This window comes from Anaerobacillus sp., from assembly GCF_046314235.1.
GTDB lineage: Bacteria > Bacillota > Bacilli > Bacillales > Anaerobacillaceae > Anaerobacillus.
The window spans coordinates 20,884-39,763 of record NZ_JBKBWN010000020.1; the positions used below are offsets into that span (position 1 = coordinate 20,884).

Annotated in this window: 12 protein-coding genes and 1 riboswitch; all 12 genes read left to right on the forward strand. The window is 35.3% G+C overall.

The features are described from left to right. The first annotated feature begins 1 nt into the window (after position 1). Positions 2-1,018: a glycosyltransferase family 2 protein gene (locus ACK4M9_RS19680; RefSeq protein WP_409854344.1), complete on the forward strand. Its 1,017-nt coding sequence runs from the start codon at positions 2-4 to the stop codon at positions 1,016-1,018. A 138-nt stretch (positions 1,019-1,156) separates the two neighbouring features. After that, positions 1,157-2,899, forward strand: coding sequence for a methyl-accepting chemotaxis protein (locus tag ACK4M9_RS19685; RefSeq protein ID WP_409854346.1), 1,743 nt, complete (start codon positions 1,157-1,159; stop codon positions 2,897-2,899). A gap of 404 nt (positions 2,900-3,303) precedes the next feature. After that, entirely contained in the window at positions 3,304-4,692 is a 1,389-nt protein-coding gene (locus ACK4M9_RS19690; RefSeq protein WP_409854348.1) for a PTS mannitol transporter subunit IIBC, read from the forward strand. Between the two features lie 210 nt (positions 4,693-4,902). Then, a complete protein-coding gene (locus ACK4M9_RS19695; RefSeq protein WP_409854350.1) occupies positions 4,903-7,020 on the forward strand; it encodes a BglG family transcription antiterminator in 2,118 nt (705 codons plus the stop codon). Between the two features lies 1 nt (position 7,021). After that, positions 7,022-7,459: a PTS mannitol transporter subunit IIA gene (locus ACK4M9_RS19700; protein WP_409854352.1), complete on the forward strand. Its 438-nt coding sequence runs from the start codon at positions 7,022-7,024 to the stop codon at positions 7,457-7,459. Then, a complete protein-coding gene (locus tag ACK4M9_RS19705; protein ID WP_409854353.1) occupies positions 7,460-8,596 on the forward strand; it encodes a mannitol-1-phosphate 5-dehydrogenase in 1,137 nt (378 codons plus the stop codon). Between the two features lie 14 nt (positions 8,597-8,610). Beyond that, positions 8,611-8,877: a phosphocarrier protein HPr gene (locus ACK4M9_RS19710; RefSeq protein ID WP_409854355.1), complete on the forward strand. Its 267-nt coding sequence runs from the start codon at positions 8,611-8,613 to the stop codon at positions 8,875-8,877. After that, positions 8,877-10,595: a phosphoenolpyruvate--protein phosphotransferase gene (gene ptsP, locus ACK4M9_RS19715; RefSeq protein ID WP_409854357.1), complete on the forward strand. Its 1,719-nt coding sequence runs from the start codon at positions 8,877-8,879 to the stop codon at positions 10,593-10,595. The genes ACK4M9_RS19710 and ptsP overlap by 1 nt, the downstream gene beginning before the upstream one ends. Before the next feature lie 399 nt (positions 10,596-10,994). Beyond that, the gene (gene glmS / locus ACK4M9_RS19720; RefSeq protein ID WP_409854359.1) at positions 10,995-12,797 is read left to right on the forward strand and encodes a glutamine--fructose-6-phosphate transaminase (isomerizing); all 1,803 of its coding nucleotides are present in this window, start codon (positions 10,995-10,997) and stop codon (positions 12,795-12,797) included. Between the two features lie 242 nt (positions 12,798-13,039). Then, positions 13,040-14,938 carry a S41 family peptidase gene (locus tag ACK4M9_RS19725; RefSeq protein ID WP_409854361.1) on the forward strand — a complete coding sequence of 633 codons (1,899 nt, stop codon included), beginning with the start codon at positions 13,040-13,042 and terminating at the stop codon, positions 14,936-14,938. A 165-nt stretch (positions 14,939-15,103) separates the two neighbouring features. Next, a riboswitch (cobalamin riboswitch) is annotated at positions 15,104-15,310 on the forward strand. Between the two features lie 212 nt (positions 15,311-15,522). Next, positions 15,523-17,751 (forward strand): ribonucleoside-diphosphate reductase subunit alpha, encoded by a 2,229-nt coding sequence (locus ACK4M9_RS19730; protein WP_409854378.1) that lies wholly within the window; start codon positions 15,523-15,525, stop codon positions 17,749-17,751. 15 nt (positions 17,752-17,766) lie between these two features. Next, the gene (locus ACK4M9_RS19735; protein WP_409854362.1) at positions 17,767-18,804 is read left to right on the forward strand and encodes a ribonucleotide-diphosphate reductase subunit beta; all 1,038 of its coding nucleotides are present in this window, start codon (positions 17,767-17,769) and stop codon (positions 18,802-18,804) included. Positions 18,805-18,880: the final 76 nt, after the last annotated feature.

Consider the following 18,880-nt stretch of genomic DNA (forward strand, 5'->3'; position numbering starts at 1 on the left):
AATGAAATTATTATCAGTAGTTATTCCTTGCTATAACTCTCAAGACTATATGAGGAATTGCATTGAATCCCTTTTACCTGGGAGAGAAGATGTTGAGCTAATCATAGTCAACGATGGGTCTGTTGATAAAACAGCAGAAATTGCTGATGATTATGCGAAGAAATACCCAACTATGGTTAGAGCGATACATCAGGTAAATGGTGGACATGGAGAAGCGGTCAACGCAGGAATTAGAAACGCAACGGGTCTTTATTTCAAGGTAGTTGATAGTGACGACTGGGTAGATATACGGGCGTACCTTCAGATCTTACAGAAGTTGCGAGATTTTACTGAAGAGTATAAATCAGTTGACATGCTCATTAGCAACTTTGTTTATGAAAAAGAAGGAGCAAAGTATAAGAAGGTTATGAAATATGATGAAGTTCTCCCAGAGGATGTGATTTTTCACTGGGACGACATAAGAAATTTTCGTAAAGGGCAGTATCTGATGATGCATTCACTTATCTATCGAACAGAGCTATTAAGGGATTGCAGGTTGGAGCTTCCAAAGCATACTTTTTATGTGGATAATTTATATGTCTATCAACCACTTTCTCATGTTAAGAAAATCTGTTATTTAAATGTGGATTTTTACCGATATTTCATAGGCAGGGAAGATCAATCTGTGAATGAAAGTGTGATGATAAGACGTATCGATCAGCAAATTAAAGTAAATAAGCTGATGATCGAGCAAGTTCAACTTGAATCTATCCAAAGTCCTAAGCTTCAAAGGTATATGCTCCATCAGTTAGAAATTGTTACTGTTATTTCTGCGATTTTGTTAATTCGTTCTGGTACTAAGGAAAATCTAGAAAAGAAAAAGGAATTAATGAAATATCTCAAGGCAAGAGATGAGGAACTATATCGTAAGATCCGTTATGGATTAATGGGGCATCTTACCAATCTACCAGGACGATTTGGACGTAGTATTTCGGTAGGAGCATATAAAGTGTCGCAAAAGTTAGTAGGTTTTAATTAAATGAATGATTACGAAATAGTGAGAACGCCGTTTAAGGTGTTCTCACTATTTCATATAAAAGGCTTACTGTAAAATTTTAAACAAGTGGTGGACTCTTCATTAGGGGTGGTGGAGTCCATGACCATAGGAGCTGAGAAAATGAGAAAATCAATTGCAAAACGGTTATTATTTATTTTAATTTTTTTAACATTTCTCTACACATTGAACACCACCTTAAGTGGAATTACGAATTTACAGGTGAAATTATCAGCGAATTTAATTTCAAACTCTTTTTTAAATTTGGAATATGAACAAGTAAAACTTGCAAAAGAAATCGGCCAAATTGAATTATCTAGTCAAAGATACATTTTGGAAGATCGGGCTGACGGAGGAGAGTTATCGCGCAACATTTTAGAAAGCGTGGAAAGGTCAATTGCTAGTGTGAATGAAATCGCTATCATTACAGATGAGTTTTCTAAAAAAGCGATGAAAAGTGATCTTAACGATGCATATCGACCTTATTGGAAGGACACAGAGGCTTATCTAGAACAGGCGAAATTACTGGTAGGTTATATAAAACAAGGAGATCGGGCAGTTGCAATCGAAAGCTATGGAAATTTGCAAGCTATGTTTAACTCGATGGTAACCTCTGAAAAAGCTTTTCAAATGGTGTTTGATAACATAATCGATCATGAAGTAACACTTATCAATTCGAGAGTTGATAGATCGACAATTATTATCTGGGGAATGGCAGTGATATTTGTCATATCGGTTGCTACTGCTTTTTGGGTATCAATGAAGACAATCATTAGTCCACTGAAAAAGACAAACAACAGTCTAAGTAGAATTATTAAAAACCTCGAAGACCAAGAAGGGGATTTAACAGCTAGAATTAAAAGTAATTCAGAGGATGAAGTAGGTCAGATGATCAACGGTATTAATAGGTTTTTAGAGACTTTGCAAAATGTGATGATTTCCATTAAAGCAGGATCTAGATTTATTCAATCCTCTACAGAAAACATCGAACGTAATATTAGAGGAAGTAAAAACTCGAGTTCTAGTATTTCAGAATCGTTGAATGAATTATCGGCAAGTATGGAAGAAATAAGTAGTACGATACAGAACATAGAGTACGGAGCTCAAAATGTTCTTGTTGCAGCTAATACGATAGCGGATGATGCCCATTCTAATTCTGTTCATGTTGGAAGTATAGCAATGCGAGCTGATAAACTTAAGGGGCAAACAATTGATAGTAAGCAAGAATTGATGGGAGTTCTCCAAGAGATAAAAAAGACAATGGCTGTATCTATTGAAAATAGCCGTTCTGTTGAAAGAATTAATATATTAACCTCAAATATATTGGATATATCTGCACAAACTAATCTGCTTGCGTTAAATGCATCGATTGAAGCTGCAAGAGCAGGAAATGCCGGAAAAGGTTTTGCTGTTGTAGCAGATGAGATACGCTTATTGGCAGAGAATACAAAGGAAACTGCTAAAGATATTCAAAGCATTAGTTCGTTGGTAACAACTTCAGTGGATGATCTTGTTAATAATGCGAAAAAGGTGACGACTTATATGATGGGAAAAGTGTCGACTGATTACGAGGGGTTTGTCGAAGTTGCTAATACTTATAAGGACGATGTGGATACGATAAACAAAATGTTAACCCGCTTCAGTGAAAGTTCGCATGAACTACGAAAGATTTCTATGAACATGGCTCAGGCGATCCAGGAAATTTCAGAAACAGTGGAGGTAAGTGTGAATGTTGTGATTGACTCCAGTGAAAACACAAATAATTTATTAGAGTCGATCACAAGTATTGCAGGGGAAGTTAATCAAAACCAAGAAGTAGTCAATGAACTGAATAACCATGTTAACAAATTTAAAAAAGTAGAGTGAAGAGTAAAATGTAATGAATACTAGGTTTTGTTACCACCAGATAATAAGTGAGAGAGAACAAAAAGCAAACGATGGATACTATTCTGTGGATGAAGAATGGGTTAAAGAAGACTACTCAGTTAAATAAGTGCTTACAAAGTGTTTAAATTTAAGGCTTCTCATTGGTGTTAACTTTTGAGAAGCCTTTTTATCTTTTTTGGATACATGGCATTATACGTTTGTAGTTGTCTCACCTTCTGTATGAAAAAAACTTCCTTAATAAAATGTTTTGCAAGGTCTTATTAAAATTGACAACAATAAAAGTGACAAAATAGAATTTTGTTTAAATGGATCCAAACTTGAAAACGCTTTAATATAGAAATTGTAAGAAGTACAAGAAAAAACATTTTGAAGGGAGAAACAAAATGAATAATTCAGTAAGAGTGAAAATTCAACGATTTGGAAGTTATTTAAGCGGAATGATCATGCCTAATATCGGTGCATTTATAGCGTGGGGTTTTATAACAGCGTTATTTATACCTACAGGGTGGTTTCCAAATGAAAAATTGGCAGAATTAGTTGGGCCAATGATTATATTCTTATTACCTCTTTTAATTGGATATACTGGAGGTAAGATGATCTATGATGTTCGTGGTGGAGTAGTAGGTGCTACAGCAACAATGGGGGTAATTGTAGGAGCAGATATCCCAATGTTTTTAGGTGCTATGATCATGGGTCCACTTGGTGGTTATTTAATTAAGAAATTCGACCAAAAGATAGACGGTAAAGTTAAACAAGGTTTTGAAATGCTAGTGAATAATTTCTCAGCAGGGATTATTGCAGGGGCTTTAACGTTATTAGCATTTGTTGGAGTAGGACCAGTAGTTTTAGGCTTAAACAAATTTTTAGCAGGTGGAGTAGAAGCAATTATCGGTGCTGGATTATTACCTATAGCTAGTATTGTTATTGAGCCAGCAAAAGTATTATTCTTAAACAATGCAATAAATCATGGAATTTTAAGTCCAATTGGAATTGAACAAGCTGCACAAGCCGGTAAATCAATTTTATTCTTACTTGAAACGAACCCTGGTCCAGGGCTTGGAATATTGTTAGCGTATTGGGTTTTTGGTAAAGGGATGGCAAAGCAATCATCGCCAGGAGCAATTATTATTCATTTCTTTGGTGGAATTCATGAAATTTACTTCCCGTATATTTTAATGAAACCAGCATTAATTCTCGCTGCTATTGCAGGTGGGGCAAGTGGTGTATTTACATTTAACATATTAAGTGCTGGATTGGTAGCTAGCCCTTCACCAGGAAGTATCTTTGCTTTAATGGCAATGACTCCTAGGGGAGATTACTTTGCAGTACTTGCTGGAGTTTTCGTTGCAACTGCAGTTTCATTTATAGTTGCTTCATTAATTTTAAAAACGAGTAAGCAAAAAGAAGATGATACTGACTTAGAAACTGCAGCTGAAAAGATGCAAGGAATGAAGGGTAAAAAGAGTTCAGTTGTTTCTTCAAGTGTTATCGTAAAAGGTGAAATTAAAAAGGTGATTTTTGCTTGTGATGCAGGAATGGGTTCTAGCGCAATGGGTGCGTCAGTGCTTAAGAATAAATTTAAGAAGGCTGGGTTAGATATAATTGTAACTAATACTTCGATTAATAATCTTCCTGCTGATGCTGACATTGTTGTAACTCATCAAGATTTAACCGATCGTGCAAAGGTGAAGTTACCAGATGCAAAACATATATCTGTTGAAAACTTTTTGAATAGCCCAAAGTATGATGAGTTAGTCGAATTATTAAAATAAATTATATGGTAGGAAGGGCTACAAAGTAGTTTTTCCTACTTTTTTATTAGATAGACATGACATAAGTTATTAAAAAATGTCAACAACTAAAACGACGAAAATGAGTTTTTCTTTTGTTGTTATAAGTGTTATAAACGTTTTAATATTAAGATGCAAAGTATATTGTTTAATTTTGTCACAGAATAGAGGTTAATGAATGGGGTGGCGATCATGTATGTATCGGCTAGGGAAAGACAAATACTTGAAACTTTGCTTTCAAAATTAAATGGTATAACTGTAAAAGAACTTGCCGATTCAATTGACGTGAGTGTTCGTACAATTCATAGAGATTTAAAGGGAGTCGAAGATATTCTAAAAGGCTATAATTTAAAATTAATAAAAAAGTCAGGGAAAGGTATTCAGGTTGCAGGAAATCCTTCTGATTTAGATGACGTGCGGTTGCTTCTCTTTAATTTATCTCATAATGAATATACTCCAGAAGAACGTCAAACGATGATATTTTGTGCGCTGTTAGAAGCTACTGAACCGATTAAGCTAATTGCTTTAGCAAATGATTTAAACGTAACCATTGCTACGGTAAGTGCAGATTTAAATAAGTTAGAAGAACGTCTAAGTAGCTTTGGGTTATCCTTAATCAGAAAAAGAGGCTATGGAGTCGAAGTTTTTGGAAGTGAAACAGCAAAACGCCGAGCGATGAGTAAAATTATTTCACAAAATGTGAACGAGTTCGAGTTATTATCTCTAGTAAGAGAAAATATTCAGAAAAAAACAACTCAACAAGTTAACTCAGCCTCAGAAAGATTACTTGGATTGGTTGAGAAAAAAAAGCTTCTAATTGTTGAGAAGGTGATTGAAGAAATCAATAAAGAATTGTCATATGCAATCGCTGATAGTGCTTATATGGGGTTAGTAGTACACCTTGCATTAGCGCTAGAACGAATTATTCAAGGAGAAAATATTCAAATTGATCAAAATTATTTAGAAAGCTTAAAAGAAACATTAGAGTATAAAGCGGCAGAGAAAATAATAATGAAGTTACAAAAACTGTTTGAAATAAATATTCCTGATGCGGAAATTGGCTATATAACTATGCATTTACGAGGTGCAAAACTTAGGCATGACAAGGAATATTTATTAGAAGAAACGAGTTTGAATGTTGCTATTAAAGCAAAAAATCTGATTGAGTATATTGAGAAACAGTTTGATAAAGATTTGTCATCTAATCAATCCCTTTTTCAAGGGTTGGTTGCACATTTAAGACCAGCGATCTACCGAATTAAACAAAATATGGGTATTAGTAACCCTTTGTTAGAAAAAATAAAAGTTGATTATCAAGAACTTTTTTCTGTAGTAAAAGAGGGTACAACAAAGGTTTTTTCGGATTTAGTAATTCCGGAAGAAGAGGTTGGATATTTGGTTTTGCACTTTGGATCTGCCTTAATTGAAAGTAAAGGCAAGGATAAAATTAATGCATTAATTTTATGCTCTAGTGGTATTGGTACTTCAAAAATGTTAGCAACCAGAATCCAACAAGAAATTCCAAACCTTACCTCTTTAAAAAATGTTTCCTTATTTGACCTAAAGCAACACAATTTAAATGAATTTGATTTAGTGATTTCAACGCTTCACTCAGATGAATTACCGAAAGACTATATTTTAGTTAGCCCGATTTTAACTGAAGAGGAAATTGAAAAGATAAAGTCTAGAATTAAGGGAAGGGGAAAGGCTGTTCTTTCTTTAAGAAGAAGGGATTTGCCGTCAACTATAACTCTTAATGATCTAGAAAAAACGTTAGATAAAATGATCGACAATAGAGCATACGCAGACATTATTATCACAGTCCTAAAAGGGTTTGAAATAGTGAAATCAAAAGAAGAACAATCTATTCAAGAAGTTATTGGTAATGCGTGTGATAAATTATATAAGCAAGGAATAATCAATCATGTAAGTTCTGTTATTGAAGCTTTATTTGCAAGAGAAAAGTTAGGTGGACTAGGTATTCCTAATACAACTATTGCATTGTTTCATACACGAAGTGACCATATATTAAAGCCATCTTTTAAGATAATTAGTCTTGAAAGCTCCCTTCTATTGAAGGGTATGGATCAAAGCTTTATTGATGTTGATAATATTATATTATTATTAGCACCCCAGGAAGTACCTAAGCATGTATTAGAGGTGCTTAGTTATATAAGTACATTAATTATTGAAGACGAAAAAAGTGTAGAAGTATTTCAATCTAAGGATCAGAATTTGATATCTGCTCAATTAGCTACGAAATTAGAACATTTTTATTATGAAAAATTAAATGGGAATTGGAGTGTTTAACATGTCATTAACGATATTAGCTAAAGAAAACGTTTTATTAAATTCGAAAGTATCAGACAAAAAGAGTGCAATTGAGCTTGTGGGGAAAATTTTAGTAACTAATGGATATGTGAATTCAGATTACATTGAAAAAATGTTTGAACGTGAGGAACTATCCTCGACTTATATGGGTAACTTTGTAGCTATTCCTCATGGGACAGAAGATGCTAAAAAGTCTGTAAAGGAAACTGGAATTGTAATTGTTCAAGTTCCAAATGGAGTTGATTTTGGGAATGGCAATATCGTTAAGTTATTAATTGGCTTAGCAGGAAAAAATGATGAACACTTAGATGTTCTTTCTAAAATTGCTATCGTTTGTTCAGAAGAAGAAAATGTCCTAAGTATTATTAATGCTCAGTCAGTGGAAGAAATTTTAGCAATATTCGAAGAGGTGAACTAAATGTTAGCTGTTCATTTTGGTGCAGGAAATATAGGGAGAGGCTTTATCGGAAGTCTGTTGTCTAAGTATGGTTACGAGGTTTGCTTTGTAGATGTAAACGCTGAGATTGTAGATTTACTTAATGAAAAAAAAGAATACCGCGTTGTATTAGCAGAAGAAACTAGTGAGGAGATCACGGTTCATAATGTTAGAGCACTCAATAGCATTACCAACCCTGAGCAAGTCATTGCAGAAGTCGCAAAGGCAGATTTAGTCACTACAGCAGTTGGGCCACATATTCTCGAAAAAATTTCTGGTCTATTAACAAAAGGCTTACAAAAAAGAGTGGAGAACGGAAATGGTCCTTTAAATATCATAGCTTGTGAAAATATGATTGGTGGAAGCTCCTTTTTAAAGGAAAAAGTATATGAAAACCTTTCAATGGAAGAACAAAATCTATTTGAAAATTTATTTGCTTTTCCTAATGCAGCGGTAGACAGAATTGTCCCTTTACAAGAAAACGAAGATAAATTAATGGTATCTGTTGAACCATTCTATGAGTGGGTTGTCGACCGTAACCAAATGATAGGTGAAGTTCCTTCAATAGAAGGTGTCACGTACGTAAAGGATTTAAAACCATTCATTGAACGTAAGCTATTTACAGTAAATACAGGACATGCGACAGCTGCCTACTTAGGATATCAAGAAGGTTTGGAAACGATCAAAGAAGCAATGGAAAATGATAAAGTACTTCAAGCTTTAAGACAAGCACTGAGAGAATCCGGGGAAGTATTAGTAAAAAAATATCAATTTAATCAGAATGAACATATGGACTATATTGAAAAAATTATCGGAAGGTTTAAAAACCCTTACATTAATGATGAGATTCCTCGTGTTGCGAGAGGCCCAATTCGTAAGCTTGGTTCAAATGACAGACTGATTAGTCCGGCTAAGCAATACTATGAATATGTGGGAGGAGAACCTCTTTATTTAGCAAAAACGATTGCAGCTGCACTGAAATATGACTTTGAAAAAGATGAGGAAGCTGTTAAGTTACATGAAAAAATAAATGAGCTTGGGTATGAGAAGACAATTCAAGAAGTATGTGGACTTGAAGAAGAACACCCATTACTAAAATTAATCCTTAAAAATTTATAGAGGAGTGATGTAAGATGACTGAAAAAACATTTACAATTACAGCAGAAGCGGGATTACATGCTAGACCAGCTACGGTTTTGGTCCATGCAGCTAGTCAGTACAAAAGTGAAATTCAATTACAATATAAAGAAAAAAGTGTAAACCTTAAATCTATCATGGGAGTAATGTCTTTAGGTATCAAAGAAGGGTCTCAAATTACAGTGAAAACTGAAGGTGAAGATGAGCTCGAGGCTATTTCAAAAATTGAAGAAGTGATGAAAAAGGAAGGGCTTGGTAAATAATGTCTTTTACAATTAAAGGAATTGCAGCGTCAAGTGGTATTTCCATTGCAAAAGCATATCCACTTGAGACACCAAAGCTTAACATAGAAAAGAAAGAGATATTTGACATTGAAATAGAAGTCAATCGATTTAAATCAGCACTCGAAGTTTCTCAAGGCGAGTTAGAAAAGATTAAAGAACACGCAAACAGAGAGCTTGGGGACGATAAGGCTGCCATCTTTTCGGCTCACCTGCTAGTTCTTAATGATCCAGAAATGATTACACCAGTTATAGATAAAATTAAGAAACATAACGTAAATGCTGAATATGCTTTAAACGAAGTGGCGGAAATGTTCATTTCAATGTTTGAGCAAATGGAAAATGAATATATGAAAGAACGTGCTGCTGACATACGTGACGTGACGAATCGTGTACTTGCTCATTTATTGGGGGTTCATTTTGCTAATCCAAGTATGATTTCAGAAGAAGTGATTATCATTGCAGAAGATTTAACACCTTCAGATACGGCGCAATTAAATAAGAAATATGTTTTAGGTTTTACAACAGATATTGGTGGTCGAACTTCGCACTCTGCAATAATGGCCCGTTCCTTGGAAATTCCAGCTGTTGTTGGGACGAAGGAAGTCACCCGAAAAATTGAAAAAGGAACAACAGTTATTGTAGATGGGCTTGATGGGAAAATTGTTGTCGACCCAACGAATGAAGAAATTTCAGCCTATAAACAGAAAAAAGCTGAATACGAGAAACAGAAAATAGAATGGGCAAAGCTTGTAAATGAACCGACAGTATCAAGTGATAACCATCATGTTGAACTAGTGGCAAACATAGGGACACCACAGGATGTAGAGGGCGTGCTACGTAATGGTGGTGAAGGTGTAGGTCTTTACCGCACTGAATTTTTATATATGGGTCGAAATGAGCTTCCTACAGAGGATGAACAATTTGAATCTTATAAAGCGGTGTTAGAAAAAATGGGCGATAAGCCTGTTGTCGTACGAACTTTGGATATCGGTGGCGATAAAGAGCTCCCATACCTAGATCTACCAAAGGAAATGAATCCATTTTTAGGTTTCCGTGCGATCCGACTCTGCCTAAATGAGCAAAATATTTTCCGTACACAGCTTCGTGCTCTTCTTCGTTCGAGTATTTACGGGAATTTAAAGATTATGTTCCCGATGATTGCAACACTTGATGAATTCCGTGAAGCAAAACAGATACTTTTAGAAGAAAAGGAAAGTCTAACTCAAAATGGAGTGAATGTATCAGACGACATCGAGCTAGGAATTATGGTTGAAATTCCATCAACAGCAATTTTAGCTGATCAGTTTGCTAAAGAAGTGGACTTTTTCAGTATTGGTACAAATGATCTAATTCAATATACGATCGCTGCGGATCGAATGAACGAGCGAGTAGCGTACCTATATCAGCCATACAGTCCATCGATTTTACGTTTAGTTGACAACGTTATAAAAGCGGCTCACTTTGAGGGGAAATGGGCAGGTATGTGTGGAGAGATGGCAGGAGATCCAATTGCGATTCCTATCTTACTAGGTCTTGGCTTAGATGAATTCAGTATGAGTGCGACTTCCATCTTACCAGCACGAAACCAAATTCGGAACTTGTCAAAAGCAGAAACTGAAAAGATTGCGCAACAAGCGTTACAATGTGCTACAACTAAAGAGGTAGTAGAACTTGTGAATAATGCCATCCAGCGTTGAATAATTCGAGTGTAAAAGAGCACAGTCTTTTTTACACTTTTTTCTCTAAAAGTTTGCTCATCCCTTCACAAATGGGTGAATTTATGAATATAATAAAGTGTAAATTCAAACATCATGTTACTAATGACTTGATGCTTTTGAATGATTGGTTTTTACTAGTTAAGATTAATTCATTCAAGAAGGATAGGAGGATAGGAAACTTATTTTCAAAAGCGCCTGAACTATCGATATTTAGTTTGATAGTTGACGAGGAAGAGGTTATCGAAGATTCGGCGGATGCCTCTCGGTTGTTAATAGATCCTCAACCGTGAAGCTGATACTTAAAGTAACCAGGTGACTGGTTGTACAAAAGTTGATGCAAGGACTACAATTGTTTGCAATACAGAGGAGGAAAAACGTATGTGTGGAATTGTAGGGTATATTGGTTATGTAGATTGTAAAGAAATACTTTTAAAAGGATTAGAAAAACTCGAGTACCGCGGTTATGATTCGGCGGGTATCGCAATTCAAAACGAAAGTGGTATTCATGAATATAAGGAAAAAGGAAGAATTGCAGAACTACGCCCGATTGTAAATCAAGATGTATCAGGCTATATAGGTATTGGTCACACACGCTGGGCGACACATGGTGAACCAAGTAAAGTGAATGCTCATCCTCATATGAGTAATAATGGAAGATTTTCTATCGTCCATAATGGAGTAATCGAAAATTATGAACAAGTACAAAAAGAGTTTATCCCTCACATAGAGTTAAAAAGTGAAACTGATACAGAGATTGTCGTTCAGCTTATTGAACATTTTATCAATGAATATGAAACGGTAGAAAAAGCATTTCGACATACTTTGAAACTGTTAAAGGGTTCGTATGCAATTGCAATGTTAGATAAAGAGAATCCAAATACAATCTATGTAGCTAAAAATAAAAGTCCACTACTAATCGGTGTTCATGATGAATGCAATGTTGTAGCAAGTGATGCGATGGCGATGCTTCATATCACGAACCGATTTGTTGAGCTTATGGATGAAGAAATTGTAATTGTAACTAAGGAATCTATTGAAATTAAAGATCTAGAAGGTAAAACAATGGTGCGGGAGCCATTTGTTTGTGAATTAGACGCAAGTGACATTGAAAAGGGTATGTATGACTTTTACATGTTAAAAGAAATTGATGAACAACCATTAGTCATCAGGAAATTAATTCAAGAGTATCAAGATCATGAGGGAAACATTTCAATAAATGAAGATATCCGTCTATCGCTAATCGATTCAGACAGAGTTTATATTATTGCTTGTGGAACTAGTTATAATGCTGGTTTGGTTGGAAAACAGCTAATAGAACAAATTGCGAAAATACCGGTTGAAGTCTTTGTAGCTAGCGAATTCTCATATAACATGCCATTATTATCTGAAAAGCCATTGTTTATCTTTATATCTCAAAGTGGAGAAACAGCAGACAGTCGTTCTGTTTTAGTTCAAACAAATAAATTAGGTTATAAGGCAGTTACGCTTACTAACGTAGCAGGATCAACACTTTCTAGAGAAGCAGATTACACGTTATTATTACATGCCGGCCCGGAAATCGCTGTAGCTTCGACTAAAGCATATACTGCTCAGATTGCAGTTCTATCTATTTTGGCCCATGATGTTGCTGTTGCTAAAGGGTTACAAACTTCTGTTGATGTAATAAAGGAACTTAGTATTGCTGCCAATGCAATGGAGCTATTATGTAACCAAAAGGATGAAATGAAGCAAATTGTTCAAGAGTATTTGAAAGGTTCACCTAACTGCTTTTTTATTGGTCGTGGCATAGATTATTACGTGTGTTTAGAAGGTTCATTAAAGCTAAAAGAAATTTCTTATTTACAGGCTGAAGGCTTTGCTGGTGGAGAACTAAAACACGGAACAATTGCATTGGTCGAAGAAAAAACTCCAATAATTGCTTTGGCAACTCAATCAAAAGTAAATTTAAGTATTCGTGGAAATGCTCAAGAAGTGTTAGCTAGAGGTGCTAACGTGTGTCTGATTAGTATGGAAGGGTTAAATCAAGAACGAGATCGTTTAGTTATTCCATCAGTACATGAATTATTTACACCTCTTGTTTCTGTCGTTCCGTTTCAATTAATCGCATACTATACTGCAATTGATCGTGGATGCGACGTTGATAAGCCTAGAAACTTGGCAAAAAGCGTTACTGTTGAATAACAAAACAAATAAGAGATATTGTGAGTTACTTTACAACTTATAACTACCACCGTTTAGAGGTTTTCGATTAGTTCTTTGAACTTTTGGGAAGCTTCTTTTTTTTGAGTATTAGAGAGAAGACATTTGTGAATTGATGAACTGAATGGCAAGTCATGCGCATGAACCAAACTGAAACCTTATGTAAGTTATATTCGTATATTAACTTGTCTTTATATTTTTTAATATGAGAGAGGTTGAAGTTAATGAAGCTGAAGCATTGGATTGGCATTAGTAGTCTGTTAGTTTTCATTGGTTTGATTTTATTATTTAGTTTGGGTAGTGAAGCATTTACGAGACAAAAGGTGGTCGCAATTTCGGATGTCCCAACTAGTTATACGGGTGAACTACAATCATTTAGTCTTTCAGAAGTCCCAAAGTTAATCGTTCAAAATGAACATGGAAATACATACATCGAGCATGTGGAAGCGGACGTGCTAACAATCGAAGCTACAGTTCGTAACAACGAAACAGTAGAACCAACATATCAGCTATTCCAAGATAATGCTGACCTTATGTTTGAAGTCATTTATACAGAGGCTGACCATCCTGTTGACGTAACAATTCGCTTACCACATACAATTCAAGAGATTGATGGGAAATCCCAGTTTGGTAATTTCCGAGCTGACATCATTCATTCTAACTCAGTCAAATTGATTACAGACTTCGGTAACATTGTAACTGAATTTGACTCAGTTAATCAGCAAGGGGAGTATACCTTCATAACGAATTTAGGACATATCTATACAGTTCTTCCTGATGATACGGAAATTAGCTATCACTATCCAAATGGGACGATAATCTTGGAAGGTGTGATCGAAAAGAAATCAGCAGTAAGGTTTAATGTTAATGTTCGCTACGATCAGACTCCTATTTGGTTTGTTGGAAAGTCAAAGCAGACTCAATTAGCTTATGATGAAGCTGCGCCAAACCTTACCTTGGAAGAAATGATTGAAGATTATGAGGAGTTTATTCTTCTTTTAAAGAGACACCATCCTCACGTAAAAGGAAATCTCGATTTTTTCGAAATGTTATTTGTCGAAGGACGGAATAAAGTTACAGAAATGACGACTAGAGAAGAGTATTTCCATATCCTAAATGAGTTGCTTGTAGCCACAAAAGATCAACACACTGGAATAGGAAATGCTTCTCTATTCAATGATTTTATTTATTTACCAAATTTTAAATATACCTCGAACCATGAATTACTAGTGCTAGATAGTTATGGAGAATTCCAAAAAGGAGATACAATAGTAAAGATCGGCAACAAAGAAGTACAATCGATTTTTGAAGCGGCAAAAAAGATAATCCCTGCAGAACATGATGAGTGGGTTAAAGGTCAGCTTCCGAACCTAAGGTCAGGAATTTATTTACGTAAGCTCAATTTAGTCGATGATAATAATGTGGAGATATCTTTTGTTAGAGATGATGAACAACATATAGTGAATCTCCCATTATCGCTAAGCTCTAGTGACTTATTATCAGAACTTTTTGAGACGAATATAACAAACCCTTATAGCTGGTACATTGATCCATCTACTAAATTTGCCATTTTCAAGATAGAAAGTTTTATATATACAAAATCATTTCCAGAGATAATCAAGCAATTTTTTAAAGAAGTAACTGAACAGAACATTAACACGATTGTTATTGATGTTCGCGACAACCCTGGAGGGTATGGCGTTGTTGCCTTAGAGCTACTATCTTATATTGATTTTGACCCTTCGGAAATAGTCTACAATAATTTCAGCCATCGAAAACAAAAAGACTATTTATTTAATGGTGATATATACGTACTTACAACAAATCTATCTGCGAGTGCCTCGACGGTATTAGCGCTTATCTTGCAAACCAATGCTGATGCAAAGCTGATTGGAGAGCCGCCTGGGAATACTCCTTCACTTGGTTATAATCCAGAAACATTCACTCTAAAAAATAGTAATAACATATTTAGCGTCCCAACTGAGAAGCCATATCCAAAAATTCCAGTAGAGCAACACCATCTTCCATTAACAATTGATTACCCAATTGAAGTGACAAGGGAAGCGATTATGAATGATCAAGATTTGTGGATGGAGAAAGTGCAGGAATTGGTAACAAAGTAGGTGAAGATAATCATTGAAATCAATTAAAAAAATATTATTGCAAAAAATAAGATAGTACGTTAAGATTTTACTACAATATATAGTTTGTTATATTGATAATGTAACTATATATAGTTTATTTACTTAATTTAATAATGAGTTTTCCAAGAGTACATTTACTTTTGGGGAACTTTAGGAATGATAGGTGTCTATTTTTAGACTTAATAGGGAATTCGGTGAAAATCCGAAACTGTCCCCGCAACTGTAATTGTGGACGAAATGAGATGACCACTGTATAAGGGTGTCACATGCAAAATTTGTGGTGCTTATATGGGAAGGCTCAAAGTAGGATGAAGCATAAGTCAGGAGACCTGCCTATGTTCCGAGTTTCTAGTCTTCGGGGAGTAAGATTGTAGAGACGGTACGGAGTAATCGGTATCTATTTTCCGCTGCTCTTAAATCATTGTGCCGTTTTCTAACCTCTTCCAAACAAGGAAGGGGTTTTTATTTTTGATAATAAAAGAATCCAGCTTCCGGTTGATAGCATGATAAAAGCCCGTGGCTTTAGTCTTGCAGCTTAATAATAGAAAGGTGGAACTACAATGATGGCAGTAACAACAGAAGAAATGATGCAACAATGGAAACAAGAAATGACTAATATTTTAAATCAATATACTCATTTGGATCACAATGAATTTATTAAAAAATCGGATCTATATCTAGAAAGGCTAGTAACAGATGATGAAGAAAAAGTGTTACATACACTTATTTTAGAATCGTTAAATAACGTTTGTAGTGAAGCTCCTGATTGGACGTATATTGCAGCGCAAATTTATTTAAAGCTCCTTTACAAACAAGTCGAAAAAACTCGTGGTGGACAAGCCTACCATTCGCTTTATCAGGTGATTGTTTGGCTTACTGATAAAGGAATTTATAGTGAGGAATTGCTAAACCATTATGAGGAGAATGAAATCATTGAATTAGAAAAAGTCCTTGACCCCGAAATGGATAAACTTTTTACATATATCGGAATTAAGACATTGGCTGATCGCTATTTAGCAAAAACACATGAGGGTGCAATTTTTGAACTTCCGCAAGAACGTTTTCTTATTATTGCAATGACATTAATGAGAAAAGAACCACAGCAAAAGCGATTAGCACTCGTGAAAGAAGCTTACTGGGCATTATCAAACCTTTATATGACAGTAGCGACGCCAACACTTGCAAATGCAGGGAAAAGCTATGGGCAACTATCAAGTTGTTTTATTGATACGGTTGATGATAGTTTGAGAGGAATTTTTGATAGTAACACAGATGCTGCAACGGTCAGTAAAAATGGCGGTGGTCTCGGGCTATATCTAGGGAAAATTCGTGCGAAAGGTTCTTCAATTAAAGGGTTTAAAGGTAACTCTTCTGGTGTTTTACCGTGGATGAAGCAATTAAACAATACTGCAGTTAGTGTTGATCAACTCGGTCAACGCCAGGGTGCGATTGCAGTTTACTTAGATGTTTGGCATAAAGATATTTTCGCGTTTTTAGATGCAAAATTAAATAACGGTGATGAAAGGCTACGAACGCACGATTTATTTACCGGTGTCTGCATTCCTGATCTTTTTATGGAAAAAGTTGAAGAAAGAGGCGATTGGTACCTGTTTGATCCTCATGAAGTTCGCAAAGTGATGGGCTTTTCATTAGAGGATTATTATGATGAGCAACAAGGCAGTGGCAGTTTTCGTGATAGATATGAGCAATGTGTCGCTAATGATACATTATCATGTGAGGTATACCCGGCAATCGAAATTTTTAAAAGAATTATGATTTCCCAACTAGAAACAGGTACACCCTATATGTTTTATCGAGATACGGTCAATCGTCTAAATCCAAATAAACATGCTGGAATGATCTACTGCTCGAACCTTTGTACAGAAATTATGCAAAACATGAGTGCAACAACGGTTAAGGAAGAAGTAATAAAGGATGGCGAAATTATTGTTACGAAGCATGCTGGAGATTACGTCGTTTGTAATTTAAGTTCAATATCGTTAGCTAAAGCAGTTAGCGATGAAGTTCTTGAACGATTAATTCCAATTCAAGTTAGGATGCTTGATAATGTGATCGACCTAAACCGAATCGATGTATTGCAAGCGCAATTAACGAACCAAAAATACCGGGCAATCGGATTAGGCACTTTTGGATGGCATCATTTATTAGCATTGAAACAAATCAAGTGGGAATCAAATGAAGCCGTTATGTATGCAGATGAAATTTATAAAAAAATTAATTATTTATCAATAAAGGCTAGTCTGGAACTTGCCAAGGAAAAAGGCGCATATCCAATGTTTAAAGGTTCAGAGTGGGAGACTGGATTGTATTTTGATAGAAGAGATTACAACTCACCTGACTGGCTAGAACTAAAATCGGAGGTGAAGAAATTAGGAATTCGAAATAGTTACCTTCTTGCGGTGGCGCCAAACTCTTCGACATCAATTATTGCAGGTTCAACAGCGTCAATCGATCCTATCTTCAAAAAAGAATATTCAGAGGAAAAGAAAAACTACAAAATACCAGTGACTGCTCCGGATCTTTCAGCAAGCACAACCTGGTTTTATAAGCCTGCACACACAATTGATCAGCATTGGAGTATTAAACAAAATGCTGTAAGACAAAGGCATATTGACCAATCGATTTCCTTTAATCTTTATGTGAAAAATACAATCCGTGCCAAGGAATTATTAGATTTACATCTAGCCGCATGGAAATCAGGGCTAAAAACGACCTATTATGTTCGCTCAACTTCAAGTGAAATTGAAGAGTGTGAAAGTTGTTCAAGTTAAGGAGGAATTAAATAAATGAAGACATTACAACCGCGTAAGCTTTATGATGTAACCGCACCGAATGCTTCAACTGGAATTATTAATGGGAGGAGCTCGAACGTTTTAAATTGGGATGACATTCGTTTTCCATGGGCTTACCCTCTATATAAAAATATGTTAGCTAACTTTTGGACGCCGTTTGAAATTAATATGTCGACGGATATTAAGCAATATCAGACTTTGTCTGAGACAGAAAGAGAAGCATTTAATAAAATCATTGGCTTACTTGCATTTTTGGATAGTATTCAAACCGATTATTCGATGCAAGTCGCTAAGTACTTAACCGATTCAAGCTTATCTGCGTTAATGACTGTGCTTTCTTTCCAAGAGGTTGTTCATAATCAAAGCTATTCTTATGTGCTATCAAGTGTGGCACATAAACAAGTCCAAGATGAAATCTTCGAATATTGGAAGCATGATCCGGTTTTACGTGAAAGAAATGACTTTATTGCAGAAGGGTATGAACGTTTTACAAATAATCCTACCCCACAAACTTTTTTAGAATCTATAGTCTACGATGTCATATTAGAAGGCTTAAATTTCTATTCAGGGTTTAGTTTTTTCTATAATTTAGCGCGTAATCAAAAAATGGTATCAACCTCTACAATGATCAATTACATTAACCGTGATGAGCAGCTGCATGTCTATTTATTTGCTAATATTTTTAAGGAATTACGAAAAGAGTTCCCAGAGCTAAACAGTGAAGCGAATAACGAATTTGTAAAACGAACATTTCGACAAGCGGCAGAGCTAGAAATTAAGTGGGCTAAAACTATTATTGGCGAAAAAATTGATGGCATTGAAATGAACGATCTTGAGGCTTATATTAAATTTATTGCTAATAAACGTGTTAACGAACTCGGGGTTGAAAGACCTTTTGATGGATATCGTACTAACCCGATGAAATGGATCAAGGCTTATGAAGAGGTAAATAGCAGTAAAAGTGACTTTTTTGAACAAAAATCACGTCAATATACAAAAGTATCAGTTGATAATTGCTTTGATGACCTATAAGAATGGGGATTGAGTAAAAACGCTCCTATTTTTCAAAAAAGAGGTTGACTCGAAGACAAAATATACTATTAGATAT

What these genes read in the sequence shown, in the direction of transcription:
- ACK4M9_RS19680 (WP_409854344.1), top strand. Translation starts at nt 2, where the DNA reads ATGAAATTATTATCAGTAGTTATTCCTTGCTATAACTCTCAAGACTAT.
- ACK4M9_RS19685 (WP_409854346.1), top strand. Translation starts at nt 1,157, where the DNA reads ATGAGAAAATCAATTGCAAAACGGTTATTATTTATTTTAATTTTTTTA.
- ACK4M9_RS19690 (WP_409854348.1), top strand. Translation starts at nt 3,304, where the DNA reads ATGAATAATTCAGTAAGAGTGAAAATTCAACGATTTGGAAGTTATTTA.
- ACK4M9_RS19695 (WP_409854350.1), top strand. Translation starts at nt 4,903, where the DNA reads ATGTATGTATCGGCTAGGGAAAGACAAATACTTGAAACTTTGCTTTCA.
- ACK4M9_RS19700 (WP_409854352.1), top strand. Translation starts at nt 7,022, where the DNA reads ATGTCATTAACGATATTAGCTAAAGAAAACGTTTTATTAAATTCGAAA.
- ACK4M9_RS19705 (WP_409854353.1), top strand. Translation starts at nt 7,460, where the DNA reads ATGTTAGCTGTTCATTTTGGTGCAGGAAATATAGGGAGAGGCTTTATC.
- ACK4M9_RS19710 (WP_409854355.1), top strand. Translation starts at nt 8,611, where the DNA reads ATGACTGAAAAAACATTTACAATTACAGCAGAAGCGGGATTACATGCT.
- ptsP (WP_409854357.1), top strand. Translation starts at nt 8,877, where the DNA reads ATGTCTTTTACAATTAAAGGAATTGCAGCGTCAAGTGGTATTTCCATT.
- glmS (WP_409854359.1), top strand. Translation starts at nt 10,995, where the DNA reads ATGTGTGGAATTGTAGGGTATATTGGTTATGTAGATTGTAAAGAAATA.
- ACK4M9_RS19725 (WP_409854361.1), top strand. Translation starts at nt 13,040, where the DNA reads ATGAAGCTGAAGCATTGGATTGGCATTAGTAGTCTGTTAGTTTTCATT.
- ACK4M9_RS19730 (WP_409854378.1), top strand. Translation starts at nt 15,523, where the DNA reads ATGGCAGTAACAACAGAAGAAATGATGCAACAATGGAAACAAGAAATG.
- ACK4M9_RS19735 (WP_409854362.1), top strand. Translation starts at nt 17,767, where the DNA reads ATGAAGACATTACAACCGCGTAAGCTTTATGATGTAACCGCACCGAAT.